Origin of the sequence: Ralstonia nicotianae, assembly GCF_018243235.1 — a bacterium.
Taxonomy (GTDB): domain Bacteria; phylum Pseudomonadota; class Gammaproteobacteria; order Burkholderiales; family Burkholderiaceae; genus Ralstonia; species Ralstonia nicotianae.
Genome location: NZ_CP046674.1, coordinates 382,218 through 399,404, shown reverse-complemented (window position 1 = coordinate 399,404; position 17,187 = coordinate 382,218). Strand labels below are relative to the sequence as shown.

Sequence of the window (17,187 nt, the reverse complement as noted above, 5' to 3'; positions counted from 1 at the left end):
TCCTATCGCGTCAAAAAGGCCAGGCGAAACACGCCGATGAAGTTGGGATTGCCGCCCTGCGGCTGCCAGCGCGAGTCTTTCCATTGCATCAGTTCAGAGACCGGAACCGCCCGCAAACCCGCGTCGGTGCGGGTGACGGTGCCGGTGTGGTAAGCGATGTAGCGATCCATCCAGATCATCAGATGCTGGTCGTCGCCCTGATCGAAGAACAGCAGGTCGCCGGGCAGTGCCTGGTTGACATCCTTGGCGATGAAGCGGCTGTTCTGCTGGATCAGCGCCAGCGCGGAGGCGTAGGCGCCAGTGCTGCCGTCGATGCGTGTCCAGCGCTGCGCGAGCGTGCGCTGGGCCGGGGTCAGGTCGAGCTCCGGCGGCAGCTGGCGCGCCGACTCGGCGTCGCGCATGCCGTTGGCGCGCAGCCAGCGGGCATCGTGCGGACGCAGCGCCTCGGCGGCGGCAAAGCGCACCAGGCCGGCGCAGTCGCGATGCGTCCAGCGCGGCGTGGGCCCCTGCCGCAGCTGCTCGTTGACGATGCGCACGAACCACGCGCGGAACACCCCCGACTGCTCGGGCGTCAGCGCGCCGGGCCCCGCCGCTGCCGCGTCGGCCCAGCCGGACAGCGCCCGCACGCCCGGCGCGAAGGCCTGCGCGAGCAGGCCGGCACCGGCCGCGGCCAGCCAGCGGCGGCGCGGCGCGGCCGCCGGGACATGCGCCAGCGCGCGCGGCTTCATTGCGTGTCGGCGTTGTCGGCGGGGGCCGGCGCGGCGGCAACTTCGGCCGGCGCCGCATCCGCCGGCGCCTCGGCGGCCGGCGGCGTACCGTCGCCACCCGCGGGCAGACCGCGCGCGCCGGACAGCCACGTCACCGGCATCCAGCCGCGCGACGACGGCACGGCGCCCTCGAGCGCCAGCGACACCGGCGCATAGCGCGCCAGCGCCTTCAGCTTGGGGAACAGATGCGTCTGCGCGGCGTTCAGGAACACCGCCTCCTGGTCGGCCGGCAGCGCGGCGCCGGCCTCGCGGCGGATCAGCGGCGCCAGCGAGGCCGGCGTCATGGTCAGCACGATACGTCCGGCTTTGTCGCGCGGCAGGCTGTCGGCCACCGCCGGGAAGCGCTTGGCCAGCACGGCCAGGGCATCGTCGACGAGGCGTGCGTCGGGCGAGAACACCACCACGTCACCGGCCACCGCCAGCGTGACGGGGAAATAGCGATCCGCCGACAGCTGCGCCGCGAATGGCGCGCCCGCCGACTGCGCCGTGCCGTAGCGCGCACTGACGGGACGCTGCCACAGCGTGGCGCTGGCCGGCCCGGGGCGCGTCGTCACCGGCAGGCGCTTGTAGGCGCCGGCCTTGTCGTCCACATTGTCGGCCTGCGCCTTGGCCTCGTACGCGCCGACGATCTGGCCGAACAGCGCGCCCAGCGCCGGCTTGACGGCCTCGGCCTGCTGCGCCGACGCGAGCCGCGCCACGAACAGCGGCGCCACCAGCGACGACTTGCCGTACCAGCAGGCCGCCGCGGGCCCGGTGAAGGCATCGCCCACACGCGCGGCCGCGTCGGTCATCTCCTTGGCCTCGCCCGCCACGCTGCGCAACAGCGTGCCGGCAGCCTTCCAGTCGATCGGCAGCGTGGCGCAGGCGGCCGGGTCGGCCGGCAGCGCGTGCCAGAGGGCGGCGCTGTCCCACTTGCCGGCCAGGCGGTCCGGGTCGATCAGCGCGGCGCTCTTCCAGCCGTTGCCGCTGACACCGGTGCCGAAATCGAAGCGCAGCGCCTCGATGCCGGGGAAGAACTGCTGGTAGCCGAACGACAGATAGTTGGCACTCACCAGCACGTGATGGCCGGCCGGCTCGGGCGCCGGCAGCGCGAACGCCTTGCCCTGCACGTTGCGCTGCCCGTCGTCGTCCGACAGCAGCGCGGCGAGCGCCTTGGCCTGTGTCGCCAGCGGCTTGCCCTCCTTGTCGAGCAGGATGCCCGGCTCGGACAGCGCGATCAGCCGGTCGCCCTTGCTGGCGATCAGGATCGAGCGCGTGCCGCCCAGCTTGAGCGCATACACCGGCGCGCCCGAATCGCCCAGCGCGTCCGCCACCTTGGAGAGCTGCGCATCGCCGGCGGCCACGGTGCCGACCGCCTCCAGCGCCTTGGCCAGCCCGTTGCGCTGCATGGACAGCACCCAGTAGCGCAGCTTGTCGTCCGGGCCGCGCCACAGCATCACGCGGGCGGGCTCATCGAACACGTGCTTGAGGACGGTCTCGGCCAGGTCGAGCTTCTGCTCGTACGCCAGGCGCCGCAATGCGCCGGCCACCGACAGGCGGTCTTCGTTGCTCTCGTAGTAGGCGACGAAATCCTCGGTCAGCACATCGCGCAGCAGCGGCACGCGCAACACATCGCGCGGCAGCTGCGACAGGCTCTGGCTGTCGATCAGGGCATCGGGCAGGGTCAGGTCCAGCCTGACCTCGCGCGCGCGCAGTGCATGCGTGCGGCCGAACGGATGCCAGACCAGCTGGACGATGGCAGCCGCACCGACCACCAGCGCGGCCGCGCCGATGGCGATTTTCTTGCGTGTCAATTTCATGGAGGGATGCTTCGGCAAGACAGCGGGAAAACCGGAGCAAGCCCCGCCAAGCAACGCGCGGTCCGGTCTTTCAGAATCGGACGATCATAGCGTTCCCGGACGGAACGTAGGTTAACGTCCCCTCAAAATCGGGTGGCGCCACCGCCAATCTCCGGCAGACGGGCAAAAAAAAGCCCGGCACGAGGCCGGGCTTCGATCGAACTGCGGTGCGCTTACGCGTCGCCTTCCTGCTGGACGGCGGGCGTCTCGAAGATCGAGGCGGCTTCTTCTTCCGCAATCGCAGCGGCGCGGTCGCGGTCGGCGGCTTCCTTGGCCTTGCGGGCACGGTGGTAAGCCAGACCGGTACCGGCCGGGATCAGGCGGCCGACGATGACGTTTTCCTTCAGACCGCGCAGGTCGTCCACCTTGCCCATGATGGCGGCTTCGGTGAGGACGCGCGTGGTTTCCTGGAACGACGCCGCCGAGATGAAGCTGTCGGTCGACAGCGACGCCTTCGTGATACCCAGCAGCAGGTTCTCGTAGGTAGCCGGACGCTTGCCTTCGGCGATGACCTTGTCGTTCTCGTCGAGCAGCTCCGAGCGCTCCACCTGTTCACCCGGGATGAACTTGGTGTCGCCCACATCGACGATCTGCACGCGGCGCAGCATCTGACGCACGATCACTTCGATGTGCTTGTCGTTGATCTTCACGCCCTGCAGACGGTACACGTCCTGCACTTCGTCGACGATGTAGGTCGCCAGCTCTTCCACGCCCTTCAGGCGCAGGATGTCGTGCGGGTCGGCCGGGCCTTCGACGATCATCTCGCCCTTGTTGACCACCTGGCCGTCGTGCACCAGCACCTGCTTTTCCTTGGCGATCAGGAACTCGTGGGCATTGCCGTCGAGGTCCGTGATCACCAGGCGCTGCTTGCCCTTGGTGTCCTTGCCGAACGAGGTCGTGCCGGTGACTTCCGCCAGCACGGCGGCGTCCTTCGGCGAACGCGCTTCGAACAGCTCGGCCACGCGCGGCAGACCACCGGTAATGTCACGCGTCTTCTGCGATTCGGTCGGGATACGGGCCAGCACTTCACCCACATGCACCTGCTGACCGTCCTTCACGGTGATCAGCGCGCCGACCTGGAAGCCGATGGTCACGGAGTGGTCCGTGCCCGGGATCTTCACTTCGGCGCCCGACGAGTCGAGCAGCTTCACCTGCGGACGGATGCCCTTCGAGGCCGAGGTGCGGCGCTTGGCGTCGATCACCACCAGCGTCGACAGGCCGGTCACTTCGTCCATCTGCTTGGCGACGGTCACGCCCTCTTCGACGTTCTCGAACTTGATGGTGCCCGAGTACTCCGAAATGATCGGACGCGTCAGCGGATCCCACGTGGCGAGCTGCGTGCCGGCCTTGATGGACTGGCCATCGTGCACCAGCAGCGTCGCGCCGTACGGGATCTTGTGGCGTTCGCGCTCGCGGCCGTGGTCGTCGGTGATCAGCGCCTCGCCCGAACGCGAGATGACGATCTGCTCGCCCTTCGCGTTGGTGACGTAACGCATGGTCGCCGTGAAGCGCACGGTACCGGTCGCCTTGGCTTCCACGCTCGATGCCACTGCCGCACGCGATGCCGCACCACCGATGTGGAACGTACGCATGGTCAGCTGCGTGCCCGGCTCGCCGATCGACTGGGCGGCAATCACGCCCACCGCTTCGCCCGAGTTCACCAGCACGCCGCGGCCCAGATCGCGGCCGTAGCACTTGGCGCACAGGCCGTAGCGCGTGTCGCAGGTCAGCGGCGTGCGGACCTTGACCTCGTCCACGCCGATCGAATCGATCAGCTCGACCAGGTCTTCGTCCAGCAGCGTGCCGGCTTCGATCGCGGTTTCCTGCGTTTCCGGGTTCACCACGTCGTTGACGACCACGCGGCCCAGGATACGGTCGCGCAGGGCTTCGATCACTTCACCGCCTTCGACCAGGGCCTTCATGGCCACGCCGTTGGAGGTGCCGCAATCGTCTTCCACCACCACCAGATCCTGCGTCACGTCGACCAGACGACGGGTCAGGTAACCCGAGTTCGCGGTCTTCAGTGCCGTATCAGCCAGACCCTTACGCGCACCGTGGGTCGAGATGAAGTACTGCAGAACGTTCAGGCCTTCGCGGAAGTTCGCGGTAATCGGCGTTTCGATGATCGAGCCGTCCGGCTTGGCCATCAGGCCACGCATGCCGGCCAGCTGACGGATCTGCGCCGCGGAGCCCCGTGCGCCCGAGTCGGCCATCATGTAGATGGAGTTGAACGACTCTTGCTTGACGGTCTTGCCGTGGCGGTCGACCACGTCTTCGGTCTGGAGCTGCTCCATCATCGCCTTGCCCACCTGGTCGCCGGCAGCGCCCCAGATGTCCACAACGTTGTTGTAGCGCTCCTGGTCCGTCACCAGACCCGACATGTACTGCTTGTCGTATTCCTTCACCTTGGCGGCAGCCTCGGAGATGATCTTCTCCTTGGCCGGCGGCACCAGCATGTCGTCGATGGCGATCGAGATGCCGGCGCGCGTGGCCAGGCGGAAGCCCGACTGCAGCAGCTTGTCGGCGAAGATCACCGTCTCGCGCAGACCGCACTTGCGGAACGCCGTGTTGATCAGGCGCGAGATTTCCTTCTTCTTCAGCGGCTTGTTCAGCACCGAGAACGGCAGACCCTTCGGCAGGATCTCCGACAGGATCGCGCGGCCGACCGTGGTGGCCTGCAGCGTGATCTTCGGCGCGAAGCGGGCGTCGCCGTCGGCTTCCGGGTTCACCAGGTCGTACTCGGTGATCCGCACGTTCACGCGCGAAGCCAGCTCGACTTCCTTGTTCTCGTAGGCGCGGATCACTTCCGAGATGTCGGCGAAGGTCATGCCCTCGCCGCGGCCGTTGATCTTGTCGCGGGTCGTGTAGTACAGACCCAGCACCACGTCCTGCGACGGCACGATCGACGGATCGCCGTTGGCCGGGAACAGTACGTTGTTCGACGCCAGCATCAGCGTGCGCGCTTCCATCTGCGCTTCGAGCGACAGCGGAACGTGGACAGCCATCTGGTCACCGTCGAAGTCGGCGTTGAACGCCGCGCAGACCAGCGGGTGCAGCTGGATGGCCTTGCCTTCGATCAGCACCGGCTCGAACGCCTGGATGCCCAGGCGGTGCAGCGTCGGCGCACGGTTCAGCATCACCGGGTGCTCGCGGATCACCTCTTCGAGGATGTCCCACACCACCGGCGTCTGGCTTTCCACTTCCTTCTTCGCCGCCTTGATGGTGGTGGCGATGCCCATCGTTTCCAGCTTGTGGAAGATGAAGGGCTTGAACAGCTCGAGCGCCATCAGCTTGGGCAGGCCGCACTGGTGCAGCTTGAGCGTCGGGCCCACCACGATGACCGAACGGCCCGAGTAGTCCACGCGCTTGCCCAGCAGGTTCTGACGGAAACGGCCGCCCTTGCCCTTGATCATTTCGGCCAGGGACTTCAGCGGACGCTTGTTGGCGCCGGTCATCGCCTTGCCGCGACGGCCGTTGTCCAGCAGCGAGTCCACCGCTTCCTGCAGCATGCGCTTTTCGTTGCGCACGATGATCTCCGGTGCCTTCAGCTCCAGCAGGCGCTTCAGGCGGTTGTTCCGGTTGATCACGCGGCGATACAGGTCGTTCAGGTCCGACGTGGCGAAACGGCCGCCGTCCAGCGGCACCAGCGGACGCAGCTCGGGCGGCAGCACCGGCAGCACTTCGAGGATCATCCAGTCCGGCTTGATGCCCGAACGCTGGAACGCCTCGAGCACCTTCAGGCGCTTGGCGAACTTCTTGATCTTGGCTTCCGAGCCCGTGGCCTGCAGCTCGGCACGGATGGTCTCGATCTGCTTCTCGATGTCGATGCCGCGCAGCAGTTCACGGATGCCCTCGGCACCCATCAGGGCGACGAATTCACCCTCGCCGTACTCGTCGCACTTGGCCAGGTAATCGTCTTCCGACATGATCTGGCTCTTCTTGAGCGGCGTCATGCCCGGTTCGACCACCACGAACGCTTCGAAGTACAGCACACGCTCGATGTCGCGCAGCGTCATGTCGAGCACCATGCCCAGACGCGACGGCAGCGACTTCAGGAACCAGATGTGCGCGGTCGGCGCAGCCAGTTCGATGTGGCCCATGCGCTCGCGGCGCACCTTGGCCAGCGTCACTTCCACGCCGCACTTCTCGCAGATCACGCCACGGTGCTTCAGGCGCTTGTACTTGCCGCACAGGCACTCGTAGTCCTTGATCGGGCCGAAGATCTTGGCGCAGAACAGGCCGTCACGCTCCGGCTTGAATGTGCGGTAGTTGATGGTCTCAGGCTTCTTGACCTCGCCGAACGACCACGAACGGATTTTCTCGGGCGATGCGAGGCCGATCTTGATCGCGTCGAACTGCTCTTCTTGCTGTACCTGACGGAATAGGTCGAGCAATGCTTTCATTCCAAACTCCTTGAGTTTGAGGCTGGCGCCCCAGGGGCACCGGCCCTAAATCTTCGTCAATGGCTGCTGTTACCGGAGCGTGGCGATACCGCTGCCACGCCCCCATCCCACCGGCGGCTTAGTTGCGCTCGAGGTCGATGTCGATACCCAGCGAGCGGATTTCCTTCACCAGCACATTGAACGATTCCGGCATGCCGGCATCGATCGAGTGCTCGCCCTTGACGATGTTCTCGTACACCTTGGTCCGGCCGTTCACGTCATCCGACTTCACGGTCAGCATTTCCTGCAGCACGTAGGACGCGCCGTACGCTTCCAGCGCCCACACTTCCATCTCACCGAAACGCTGGCCACCGAACTGGGCCTTACCGCCCAGCGGCTGCTGCGTCACCAGCGAGTACGGGCCGGTCGAACGCGCGTGCATCTTGTCGTCGACCAAGTGGTGCAGCTTCAGCATGTGCATCACACCCAACGTGACCGGACGCTCGAACGCTTCACCGGTGCGGCCGTCGAACAGCGTGACCTGCTGCTTGGAAGCCGTCAGGCCCTTCTCCTTCGCGATGTCTTCCGGATAGGCGAGGTCCAGCATGCGGCGGATTTCGTCCTCATGCGCACCGTCGAACACCGGCGTCGCGAACGGCACGCCCTTCTTCAGGTTCTCGGCCAGTTCCAGCACTTCCGCGTCGGACAGGCTATCGAGGTCTTCCACCTTGCCGCTTTCGTTGTAGATCTGGCCCAGCAGCTTGCGCATCTCGGCGGCCTTGGCTTGCGCCTTGAGCATGTTGCCGATGCGCTCGCCCAGGCCACGCGCGGCCCAGCCCAGGTGGGTCTCGAGAATCTGGCCCACGTTCATCCGCGAAGGCACGCCCAGCGGGTTCAGCACGATGTCGGCAGGCGTGCCGTCGGCCATGTAGGGCATGTCTTCGATCGGGGTGATCTTCGACACCACGCCCTTGTTGCCGTGACGGCCGGCCATCTTGTCGCCAGGCTGCAGGCGACGTTTCACGGCCAGGTACACCTTGACCATCTTGATCACGCCCGGCGGCAGTTCGTCGCCCTGCGTGAGCTTCTTGCGCTTCTCTTCGAACGCGAGGTCGAAGTCGTGGCGCTTCTGCTCGATGGCTTCCTTCACGGCTTCGAGCTGGGTCGCGACGTCGTCATCCGACGGGCGGATGTCGAACCAGTGCCACTTGTCGAGGTCGGCCAGGTATTCCTTCGTGAGTGCCGTGCCCTTGGCCAGCTTCTTCGGGCCGCCATTGACGACCTTGCCCACCAGCAGACGCTCCAGACGCTGGAAGGCATCGCCTTCCACGATACGCAGCTGGTCGTTCAGGTCCAGGCGGTAACGCTTCAGCTCTTCGTCGATGATCGACTGGGCGCGCTTGTCGCGCGTCACGCCTTCACGCGTGAAGACCTGCACGTCGATCACGGTACCGCTCATGCCCGAGGGCACGCGCAGCGAGGTGTCCTTCACGTCGGACGCCTTCTCGCCGAAGATCGCACGCAGCAGCTTCTCTTCCGGCGTCAGCTGGGTCTCGCCCTTGGGCGTGACCTTGCCGACCATCACGTCGCCGGCTTCGACTTCCGCGCCGATGTACGTGATGCCCGATTCGTCCAGGCGCGCCAGTTGGGCTTCAGCCAGGTTCGAGATGTCGCGCGTGATTTCTTCCGGTCCGAGCTTGGTGTCGCGGGCGACGACCGACAGTTCCTCGATGTGGATCGAGGTGTAACGGTCTTCAGCCACGACACGCTCCGAGATCAGGATCGAATCCTCGAAGTTGTAGCCGTTCCAGGGCATGAACGCGACCAGCATGTTCTGGCCGAGCGCGAGCTCGCCCAGGTCGGTCGAGGCGCCATCGGCGATCACGTCGCCGCGGGCAACGATATCGCCCACCTTGACCATCGGACGCTGGTTGATGTTCGTGTTCTGGTTCGAACGCGTGTACTTGATCAGGTTGTAGATGTCGACGCCGACTTCACCCGCCACGGCTTCGTCATCGTTCACGCGGATCACCACGCGGTTGGCGTCGACGTAGTCGACCAGGCCGCCACGGGTGGCCTGCACGGCGGTACCCGAGTCAACCGCCACGGTGCGTTCCACGCCGGTACCGACCAGCGGCTTGTCCGCACGCAGGCAAGGCACGGCCTGCCGTTGCATGTTTGCGCCCATCAGTGCACGGTTCGCGTCATCGTGCTCCAGGAACGGCACCAGCGAAGCTGCGGCCGACACGATCTGCGACGGCGCCACGTCGATGTATTGCACGCGGTCCGGCGTGACCATACGCGTTTCACGCTCGCTGCCTTCACGTGCGGAGACCAGTTCGTCAACCAGGTTGCCGTCCTTGTCCACCGTCGCGTTGGCCTGCGCCACCACGTACTTGCCTTCCTCGATGGCCGACAGGTAGTCGACCTGGTCGGTCAGCTTGCTGTTCTCGACCTTGCGGTACGGGGTTTCCAGGAAGCCGTAGTCGTTGAGCTGCGCGTACAGTGCCAGCGAGTTGATCAGACCGATGTTCGGACCTTCCGGCGTTTCGATCGGGCACACGCGGCCGTAGTGGGTCGGGTGCACGTCGCGGACTTCGAAGCCCGCGCGCTCGCGCGTCAGACCGCCCGGGCCCAGTGCCGAGATCCGGCGCTTGTGGGTCACTTCCGACAGCGGGTTGGTCTGGTCCATGAACTGCGACAGCTGCGACGAACCGAAGAACTCGCGAATCGCCGACGAGATCGGCTTCGAGTTGATCAGGTCGTGCGGCATCAGGTTTTCCGTCTCGGCCTGGCCGAGGCGCTCCTTGACCGCGCGCTCGACGCGCGACAGACCGGCGCGGAACTGGTTTTCCGCCAGTTCGCCGACGCAACGCACGCGACGGTTGCCGAGGTGGTCGATGTCGTCCACTTCGCCCTTGCCGTTGCGCAGGTTCACCAGCAGCTTGATGGTGTCGAGGATGTCGTCATCCGTCAGCACCATCGGGCCGGTGCCCTCCGAGCGGTTCAGGCGGCTGTTGACCTTCATGCGGCCCACGCGCGACAGATCGTACGAGTCTTCGCTGTAGAACAGGCGCTGGAACAGCGCTTCGACGGCGTCCTCGGTCGGCGGCTCGCCCGGGCGCATCATGCGGTAGATGGCGATACGGGCGGCGGTCTGGTCGACCGTGTCGTCCGTGCGCAGCGTCTGCGACATGTACGGACCCTGGTCCAGATCGTTGGTGTACAGCGTCTGGATTTCCTTCACGCCCGCGTCGCGCAGCTTCTCGAGCACGCCCTCGGTCAGCTCGTCGTTGGCGTTGGCCAGCACTTCGCCGGTATCCGGGTCGACGATGTTCTTCGCCAGCACACGGCCCAGCAGGTAGTCTTCCGGCACGCTGATCAGCTTGGTGCCGGCGGCGTCCAGGTCACGGATGTGCTTGGCGTTGATGCGCTTGTCCTTCTCGACGACGACCTTGCCGTTCTTGTCGGAGATGTCGAAGCGGGCGACTTCGCCGCGCAGGCGCTCGGGCACGAACTCCATCAGCGCGCCGTCGCTCTTGAGCGTGAAGTTGTCGAAGACGAAGAAGTGCGCCAGGATCTGTTCCGGCGTCAGGCCGATCGACTTCAGCAGGATCGTCACCGGCATCTTGCGGCGGCGGTCGACGCGGAAGTACAGGATGTCCTTCGGATCGAATTCGAAGTCCAGCCACGAGCCGCGGTAGGGAATGATGCGCGCCGAGAACAGCAGCTTGCCCGAGCTATGCGTCTTGCCCTTGTCGTGCTCGAAGAACACGCCCGGCGAGCGGTGCAGCTGGGACACGATCACGCGTTCCGTGCCGTTGATCACGAACGAACCGGTCGACGTCATGAGCGGGATCTCGCCCATGTAGACTTCCTGCTCCTTGATCTCCTTGACCTTGGTCGGGTTCTCGCGGTCGTTGATGATCAGGCGCACTTTCGCGCGCAGCGCCGAGTGGAAAGTCAGACCGCGCTGTTGACATTCCTTGACGTCGAACGGCGGGTTGGACAGGTGGTACGACACGAATTCCATGCGTGCCAGACCATTGTGCGACACGATGGGGAAAATGGCGTTGAACGCCGCTTGCAGGCCTTCGCTCTTTCGCTGTGCGACGGACGCATGCTCCTGCAAGAACTGGGCATACGATTGAATCTGGGTGGCAAGCAGGAAGGGAACCTGATGGACCGTTGCGCGCTTCGCGAAACTCTTGCGAATACGCTTTTTCTCGGTAAAGCTGTACGCCATGGGATCTCCGAATCATCGCAAGTGCGCGCGACGGACATGGGCGATGGACACGCCTGGCACTTGAGGTGTTCAGCGACTGGTGACGGGATTTGGCGGTTGGCCGCTACCAACCTCTGGCTGACGGTGCTGCGCGCGCCGCCCGCACATGAACCCATGGGGCCCATGCCACGGACGGGGGAACACCCGACCAAACTTGCCTTCTGCAGTCGGTTCAGAAGACAAACATCAGCGGACTGCGAACTGAGTAGTGTGCCACTGATGTTTGCCCTCTGCTGGCCTCACGACGGGCAAACCGTCGAAATTCCAGCAAAAGCGATTGAAAAACCACTTTTCGCGTGATTGCGGGATCGCTCAACATCCGGTCCCACAAGCGCAAAAAGGCTGGCGCCGGGTAGATTCCCTTTGCCAGCCTCCGTCGCGTGCCGCGCAGGCACGCGAGAACTGCACTTACTTGACTTCGACTTCTGCGCCAGCTTCGATCAGCTTCTTGGCGGCAGCGTCGGCGTCGGCCTTCGGCATGGCTTCCTTCACGGCCTTCGGTGCGCCGTCGACCAGGTCCTTGGCTTCCTTCAGGCCCAGGCCGGTGATTTCACGCACGGCCTTGATCACGCCAACCTTGTTGGCGCCAGCGCCCTTCAGGATCACGTCGAACTCGGTCTTCTCTTCGGCGGCCGGAGCAGCAGCGCCGCCAGCCGGGCCAGCCACTGCCACAGCAGCTGCCGACACGCCAAACTTGTCTTCGAACGCCTTGACCAGGTCGTTCAGTTCCATCACGGACATCGCGCTAACGGCTTCCAGGATGTCGTCTTTGGTGATTGCCATTTGAATAACTCCAGAATGTGATTCGGTATCGATCGTGCGATCTGTGCGGAAGGGAGTCGCGGCCGTTCAGGCGGCGGCGCCTTCTTCGCTCTGCTTCTTCTCGGCCAGGGCGGCCAGAGCGCGGGCAAAGCCCGACACCGGCGCCTGCATGACGAACAGCAGCTTGCTGAGCAGTTCTTCGCGGCTCGGGATCGACGCCAGCGCCTTCACGCCAGCAGCATCGAGCACCTTGCCTTCGTACGAACCGGCGCGCAGCACCAGCTTGTCATTGCCCTTTGCGAAGTCGTTGAGCACCTTGGCCGGGGCCACTGCGTCTTCGGAAATACCGTAGATCAGCGGGCCGGTCATTTGCTCGGCGAGTTCGGCAAACGGCGTGCCTTCCACAGCGCGGCGTGCCAGCGTGTTCTTCAGAACGCGCAGGTAGACGCCTTGCTGGCGTGCCTGTGCACGCAGCTTGGTCAGATCGCCAACCGTGATACCGCGATATTCAGCAACGACGATGGTCGAGGCCTTGGCGACTTGCGCCGTCACCTCGGCCACGACGGCCTTCTTATCTTCGAGATTGAGTGCCACGGTTAAGCTCCAAAACGACGTCGGCTTCCGCAACTACAGCGGTCACCTCGGTCAGTCCACAAGTACGGCGTCCGATTGGCACAAATCACTTCGGCAATACCAAAGTCACTCATTCCCTTCGGGGGCGCCATCTGCGTTGGCCGGATACGTACCGTCGCCGGATCGTGTCGCGATTAAGGTGTCGGCCCTGATGAGCCCTCCACCGCCAACGGTCTTTGATAACCAGCGACTTCGGCCGGTTTGCACCGACGTCGGCCACTGCCCAAAGTCCTTCCCTCAACCTTCGAGGGCCACGCAGCGAAGCTACGTGAAAGAAAACTGCAACGCCGGGCGGGTTATCGGCTCACCCGGCGTGAAAGATCGGTCGCGATCAGGCGCTCAGCGTCGCCTGGTCGATACGCACACCCACGCCCATCGTCGACGACACGGCGATCTTGCGCAGGTACACGCCCTTGCTCGATGCGGGCTTGGCCTTGCTCAGGGCATCCAGCAGCGCAGCCAGGTTGCTCTTTAGCGCAGCCGGCTCGAACGAGCGACGGCCGATCGTGGCGTGGATGATCCCGGCCTTGTCGACACGGAACTGCACCTGACCCGCCTTGGCGTTCTTCACGGCCGTGGCGACGTCCGGCGTCACGGTGCCGACCTTCGGGTTCGGCATCAGGCCGCGCGGGCCCAGAATCTGACCCAGCGTACCGACCACGCGCATCGTGTCCGGGGAAGCGATCACGACGTCGAAGTCCATGTTGCCGGCCTTGATCTGCTCGGCCAGGTCTTCCATGCCGACGATCTCGGCGCCGGCAGCCTTGGCTTGCTCGGCCTTTTCGCCCTGGGCGAACACGGCCACGCGCACCGACTTGCCGGTACCGGCGGGCAGCACCACCGAACCGCGAACCACTTGGTCCGACTTCTTCGCATCGATGCCCAGTTGCACGGCCACGTCGATGGACTCATCGAACTTGGCGCTGGCGCATTCCTTGACCAGGCTCAGAGCCTCGTCGATCGGGTAGAACTTGGTGCGCTCGACCTTGGCCTTATTCGCGGCCACGCGCTTCGAAATCTTTGCCATGATTACAGGCCCTCCACCGTGATACCCATCGAACGGGCGCTACCGGCGATCGTACGCACGGCGGCGTCGAGATCCGCTGCGGTGAGATCCGCGTTCTTCGCCTTGGCGATTTCTTCAGCCTGGGCGCGGGTGATCTTGCCGACCTTGTCGGTATGCGGCTTGGCCGAACCCTTCTGAACGCCTGCAGCCTTCTTGATGAGCACGGTCGCGGGCGGCGACTTCATCACGAAGGTGAAGCTCTTGTCTGCGAAGGCGGTGATCACCACCGGCACCGGCAGACCCGGCTCCATGCCTTGAGTCTGCGCGTTGAACGCCTTGCAGAACTCCATGATGTTCAGACCGCGCTGACCCAGGGCCGGGCCGACGGGCGGGGAGGGATTTGCTTTACCAGCCGGGATCTGCAGCTTGATAAAGCCAATAATCTTCTTGGCCATCTTGACTCCATCCGGATTGCCGGACTGCGGCAATCCTGTTGAGTGGTAACGCATCAGCGCGAGGCTGACGCTCCTCTGTTGGCGCGAGTGGCTTCGCCACCGTTGCCCACCCGGCCGCTATCGGCCCGGCGATCAGTGCGACGGCTCACACCGTCGCACGAATTCCTTACACCTTCTCGACCTGGCCGAACTCGAGCTCGACCGGCGTCGCACGCCCGAAGATCGTCACGGAAACGCGCAAGCGCGACTTCTCGTAGTTCACTTCTTCGACGTTGCCGTTGAAATCAGTGAATGGGCCTTCCTTCACGCGCACCATTTCACCCACTTCGAACAGCGTCTTGGGACGCGGCTTCTCGACCCCTTCCTGGATCTGGGTCATGATCTTGTCGACTTCCCGTTGGGAAATCGGCGTCGGACGGTTACCCGTCCCGCCCACGAAACCCGTCACCTTGGAAGTGTTCTTCACCAAGTGCCAAGTTTCATCGGTCATCTCCATCTCGACCAGCACGTAACCCGGAAAGAAGCGGCGTTCCGTGACGGCCTTGTGGCCGCCCTTCATCTCCACGACTTCTTCGGACGGCACCAGGATGCGGCCGAACATGTGCTGCAGGCCGGCGCGATCGATGCGCTCCTGTAGCGAGCGTTGCACGCTCTTTTCCATGCCCGAGTAGGCATGCACGACATACCAGCGCTTCTTCGAGGCCGGCGCGGACGAAGCCGAGGCCGTATCGTTCGCTGCGTTGTCCGTCATTGCTTCACCCGATTATTTCCAGCCCAACACGAGCGAGAAAATGACCCACTCGATGAGCTTGTCCGCAGACCACAGGAACACGGCCATGATCACCACGAAAGCGAACACCAGGCCGGTCATCTGCCCGGCTTCCTTGCGCGTCGGCCAGACCACCTTGCGAACTTCGCGATACGACTCGCGCGCGAACTCAAGGAAGCCTTGGCCCGGCGCCGACACCAGTGCGACACCGGCGCCAAGCGCCAGCCCGCCGATCAGCGATGCTGCTCGGACGTAGCCCGGCTGCTGCGCCAGCAGGTAAAAACCGATCACCCCCGCGACTACCAGCAGGAATGCCACGACCAGCAGCCACTTGCCGCTGGAGGGATTGACGGTTTCGACGTTCGGATTGGCCATGTTTCCCAAACGAGACTAAGCCGCGTGGCGCGTTTTCCTGCGCGACGCGGCTATTGAATTGGCAGGGGCAGAGGGAATCGAACCCCCAACCTTCGGTTTTGGAGACCGACGCTCTGCCAGTTGAGCTATACCCCTAAAACAGCTTTGGGGTTGCCATTTGATCAACCCCACTCTGGCACTTCACGTGCGGCCGGTTGGCAGCCGCACGGAAGATTACTACCTGATTACTCGATGATCTTGGCGACGACGCCGGCGCCGACGGTACGACCGCCTTCACGGATGGCGAAGCGCAGGCCTTCTTCCATGGCGATCGGGGCGATCAGCTTGACGGTGATCGACACGTTGTCGCCGGGCATGACCATTTCCTTGTCCTTCGGCAGCTCGATCGAGCCGGTCACGTCGGTCGTGCGGAAATAGAACTGCGGGCGATAGTTGTTGAAGAACGGGGTGTGACGACCACCTTCGTCCTTCGACAGGATGTAGACCTCGCCGGTGAAGTGCGTGTGCGGCTTGATCGAACCCGGCTTGCACAGCACTTGGCCGCGCTCGACGTCTTCGCGCTTGGTGCCGCGCAGCAGGATACCGACGTTGTCGCCAGCCTGACCTTGGTCCAGCAGCTTGCGGAACATTTCCACGCCGGTGCAGGTGGTCTTCTGCGTGGCCTTGATGCCGACGATTTCGATTTCTTCGCCGACCTTGATGATGCCGCGCTCGATACGGCCGGTCACCACGGTGCCGCGACCCGAGATCGAGAACACGTCTTCCACCGGCATCAGGAACGTGCCGTCAACAGCGCGCTCCGGCGTCGGGATGTACGAGTCCAGTGCGTCGGCCAGGTTCATGATGGCCACTTCGCCCAGCTCGCCCTTGTCGCCTTCCAGCGCCAGCTTGGCCGAACCCTTGATGATCGGGGTGTCGTCGCCCGGGAAGTCGTACTTGGAGAGCAGCTCGCGCACTTCCATTTCGACCAGTTCCAGCAGCTCAGCGTCGTCCACCATGTCGCACTTGTTCAGGAAGACGATGATGTACGGCACGCCGACCTGGCGGGCCAGCAGGATGTGCTCACGCGTTTGCGGCATCGGGCCGTCAGCGGCCGAGCACACCAGGATGGCGCCGTCCATCTGGGCGGCACCGGTGATCATGTTCTTGACGTAGTCGGCGTGGCCCGGGCAGTCGACGTGTGCGTAGTGGCGGTTGGCCGTTTCGTACTCGATGTGCGCGGTGTTGATCGTGATGCCGCGTGCCTTTTCTTCCGGTGCTGCGTCGATTTCGTCGTACTTCTTCGCTTCGCCACCGAACTTGCTCGACAGCACCGTCGCGATTGCTGCCGTCAGCGTCGTCTTGCCGTGGTCAACGTGACCGATCGTCCCAACGTTCACGTGCGGCTTGGTCCGCTCGAACTTTTCCTTTGCCATGTCGCGACTCCTGTCTCGGTAGCGATTTGCGTTGGTGGATGCGTGGTGCCCATGGGCAGGATCGAACTGCCGACCTCTCCCTTACCAAGGGAGTGCTCTACCACTGAGCCACATGGGCGAAAACCTAACAACAGTGAATGGAGCGGGTGAAGGGAATCGAACCCTCGTCGTAAGCTTGGAAGGCTTCTGCTCTACCATTGAGCTACACCCGCCCGGGTTACTACTTCCCTTGCCGCCCGGCCCACCGGACCGGTCTCACTGCTTAATTCTGGTGGAGAGGGTTGGATTCGAACCAACGTAGGCGTAAGCCAACAGATTTACAGTCTGCCCCCTTTAGCCACTCGGGCACCTCTCCGAAGAGAACTTGCGATTATGGGACCATGAGGACACCTTGTCAAGCATCCCAGCAAGAAATTCTTCGAAAGCCTCTCACTTAACAGCTAGCTCGCCGGCAAATCTTCCTCTGCCTTCCTCAAACTCGCCTGATAAAGCGGTATCGA

The 17,187-nt window shown here is 64.2% G+C and carries 11 protein-coding genes and 4 tRNA genes; all 15 read right to left on the bottom strand.

Features of this window, described 5'->3' with window-relative positions; translation table 11 throughout:
- Nucleotides 1–2 precede the first annotated feature (2 nt).
- The 15 genes from GO999_RS01760 to GO999_RS01690 all read right to left on the bottom strand — a co-directional run bounded on the left by GO999_RS01760 (nt 3) and on the right by GO999_RS01690 (nt 17,042).
- Complete coding sequence (locus GO999_RS01760) at nt 3–728, bottom strand: DUF1175 domain-containing protein (protein WP_021154634.1); 726 nt, start codon at nt 726–728, stop codon at nt 3–5.
- Nucleotides 725–2,566 carry a DUF2138 domain-containing protein gene (locus GO999_RS01755; protein WP_211906504.1) on the bottom strand — a complete coding sequence of 614 codons (1,842 nt, stop codon included), beginning with the start codon at nt 2,564–2,566 and terminating at the stop codon, nt 725–727. Before GO999_RS01755 ends, GO999_RS01760 begins: the two co-directional genes overlap by 4 nt.
- A gap of 212 nt (nt 2,567–2,778) precedes the next feature.
- Entirely contained in the window at nt 2,779–7,008 is a 4,230-nt protein-coding gene (gene rpoC, locus GO999_RS01750; protein WP_011002928.1) for a DNA-directed RNA polymerase subunit beta', read from the bottom strand.
- Nucleotides 7,009–7,126: 118 nt separating this feature from the next.
- Nucleotides 7,127–11,233 carry a DNA-directed RNA polymerase subunit beta gene (rpoB, locus tag GO999_RS01745; protein ID WP_011002929.1) on the bottom strand — a complete coding sequence of 1,369 codons (4,107 nt, stop codon included), beginning with the start codon at nt 11,231–11,233 and terminating at the stop codon, nt 7,127–7,129.
- 447 nt (nt 11,234–11,680) lie between these two features.
- The gene (rplL, locus tag GO999_RS01740; protein WP_016725320.1) at nt 11,681–12,055 is read right to left on the bottom strand and encodes a 50S ribosomal protein L7/L12; all 375 of its coding nucleotides are present in this window, start codon (nt 12,053–12,055) and stop codon (nt 11,681–11,683) included.
- A gap of 66 nt (nt 12,056–12,121) precedes the next feature.
- The gene (gene rplJ / locus GO999_RS01735) at nt 12,122–12,628 is read right to left on the bottom strand and encodes a 50S ribosomal protein L10 (protein WP_011002931.1); all 507 of its coding nucleotides are present in this window, start codon (nt 12,626–12,628) and stop codon (nt 12,122–12,124) included.
- Nucleotides 12,629–12,998: 370 nt separating this feature from the next.
- Nucleotides 12,999–13,694 (bottom strand): 50S ribosomal protein L1, encoded by a 696-nt coding sequence (gene rplA / locus GO999_RS01730; protein ID WP_011002932.1) that lies wholly within the window; start codon nt 13,692–13,694, stop codon nt 12,999–13,001.
- Between the two features lie 2 nt (nt 13,695–13,696).
- Complete coding sequence (gene rplK, locus GO999_RS01725) at nt 13,697–14,128, bottom strand: 50S ribosomal protein L11 (protein ID WP_011002933.1); 432 nt, start codon at nt 14,126–14,128, stop codon at nt 13,697–13,699.
- 166 nt (nt 14,129–14,294) lie between these two features.
- Nucleotides 14,295–14,879 (bottom strand): transcription termination/antitermination protein NusG, encoded by a 585-nt coding sequence (gene nusG / locus GO999_RS01720; RefSeq protein WP_003265539.1) that lies wholly within the window; start codon nt 14,877–14,879, stop codon nt 14,295–14,297.
- A 12-nt stretch (nt 14,880–14,891) separates the two neighbouring features.
- Nucleotides 14,892–15,272 carry a preprotein translocase subunit SecE gene (secE, locus tag GO999_RS01715; protein WP_011002934.1) on the bottom strand — a complete coding sequence of 127 codons (381 nt, stop codon included), beginning with the start codon at nt 15,270–15,272 and terminating at the stop codon, nt 14,892–14,894.
- Nucleotides 15,273–15,331: 59 nt separating this feature from the next.
- Nucleotides 15,332–15,407: transfer RNA gene (locus tag GO999_RS01710), tRNA-Trp, on the bottom strand.
- Between the two features lie 89 nt (nt 15,408–15,496).
- Nucleotides 15,497–16,687: an elongation factor Tu gene (tuf, locus tag GO999_RS01705; RefSeq protein ID WP_011002918.1), complete on the bottom strand. Its 1,191-nt coding sequence runs from the start codon at nt 16,685–16,687 to the stop codon at nt 15,497–15,499.
- Nucleotides 16,688–16,730: 43 nt separating this feature from the next.
- Nucleotides 16,731–16,805 (bottom strand) — tRNA-Thr (locus GO999_RS01700).
- A 20-nt stretch (nt 16,806–16,825) separates the two neighbouring features.
- A tRNA-Gly gene (locus GO999_RS01695) sits at nt 16,826–16,899 on the bottom strand.
- 57 nt (nt 16,900–16,956) lie between these two features.
- Nucleotides 16,957–17,042, bottom strand: a tRNA-Tyr gene (locus tag GO999_RS01690).
- Nucleotides 17,043–17,187: the final 145 nt, after the last annotated feature.

Excerpts from the sequence above, each read along its gene's own strand:
- rplA (WP_011002932.1), bottom strand. The coding sequence starts at position 13,694 with ATGGCAAAGATTTCGAAGCGCGTGGCCGCGAATAAGGCCAAGGTCGAG.
- rpoB (WP_011002929.1), bottom strand. The coding sequence starts at position 11,233 with ATGGCGTACAGCTTTACCGAGAAAAAGCGTATTCGCAAGAGTTTCGCG.
- GO999_RS01760 (WP_021154634.1), bottom strand. The coding sequence starts at position 728 with ATGAAGCCGCGCGCGCTGGCGCATGTCCCGGCGGCCGCGCCGCGCCGC.
- tuf (WP_011002918.1), bottom strand. The coding sequence starts at position 16,687 with ATGGCAAAGGAAAAGTTCGAGCGGACCAAGCCGCACGTGAACGTTGGG.
- rpoC (WP_011002928.1), bottom strand. The coding sequence starts at position 7,008 with ATGAAAGCATTGCTCGACCTATTCCGTCAGGTACAGCAAGAAGAGCAG.
- rplK (WP_011002933.1), bottom strand. The coding sequence starts at position 14,128 with ATGGCCAAGAAGATTATTGGCTTTATCAAGCTGCAGATCCCGGCTGGT.
- nusG (WP_003265539.1), bottom strand. The coding sequence starts at position 14,879 with ATGACGGACAACGCAGCGAACGATACGGCCTCGGCTTCGTCCGCGCCG.
- rplL (WP_016725320.1), bottom strand. The coding sequence starts at position 12,055 with ATGGCAATCACCAAAGACGACATCCTGGAAGCCGTTAGCGCGATGTCC.
- secE (WP_011002934.1), bottom strand. The coding sequence starts at position 15,272 with ATGGCCAATCCGAACGTCGAAACCGTCAATCCCTCCAGCGGCAAGTGG.
- GO999_RS01755 (WP_211906504.1), bottom strand. The coding sequence starts at position 2,566 with ATGAAATTGACACGCAAGAAAATCGCCATCGGCGCGGCCGCGCTGGTG.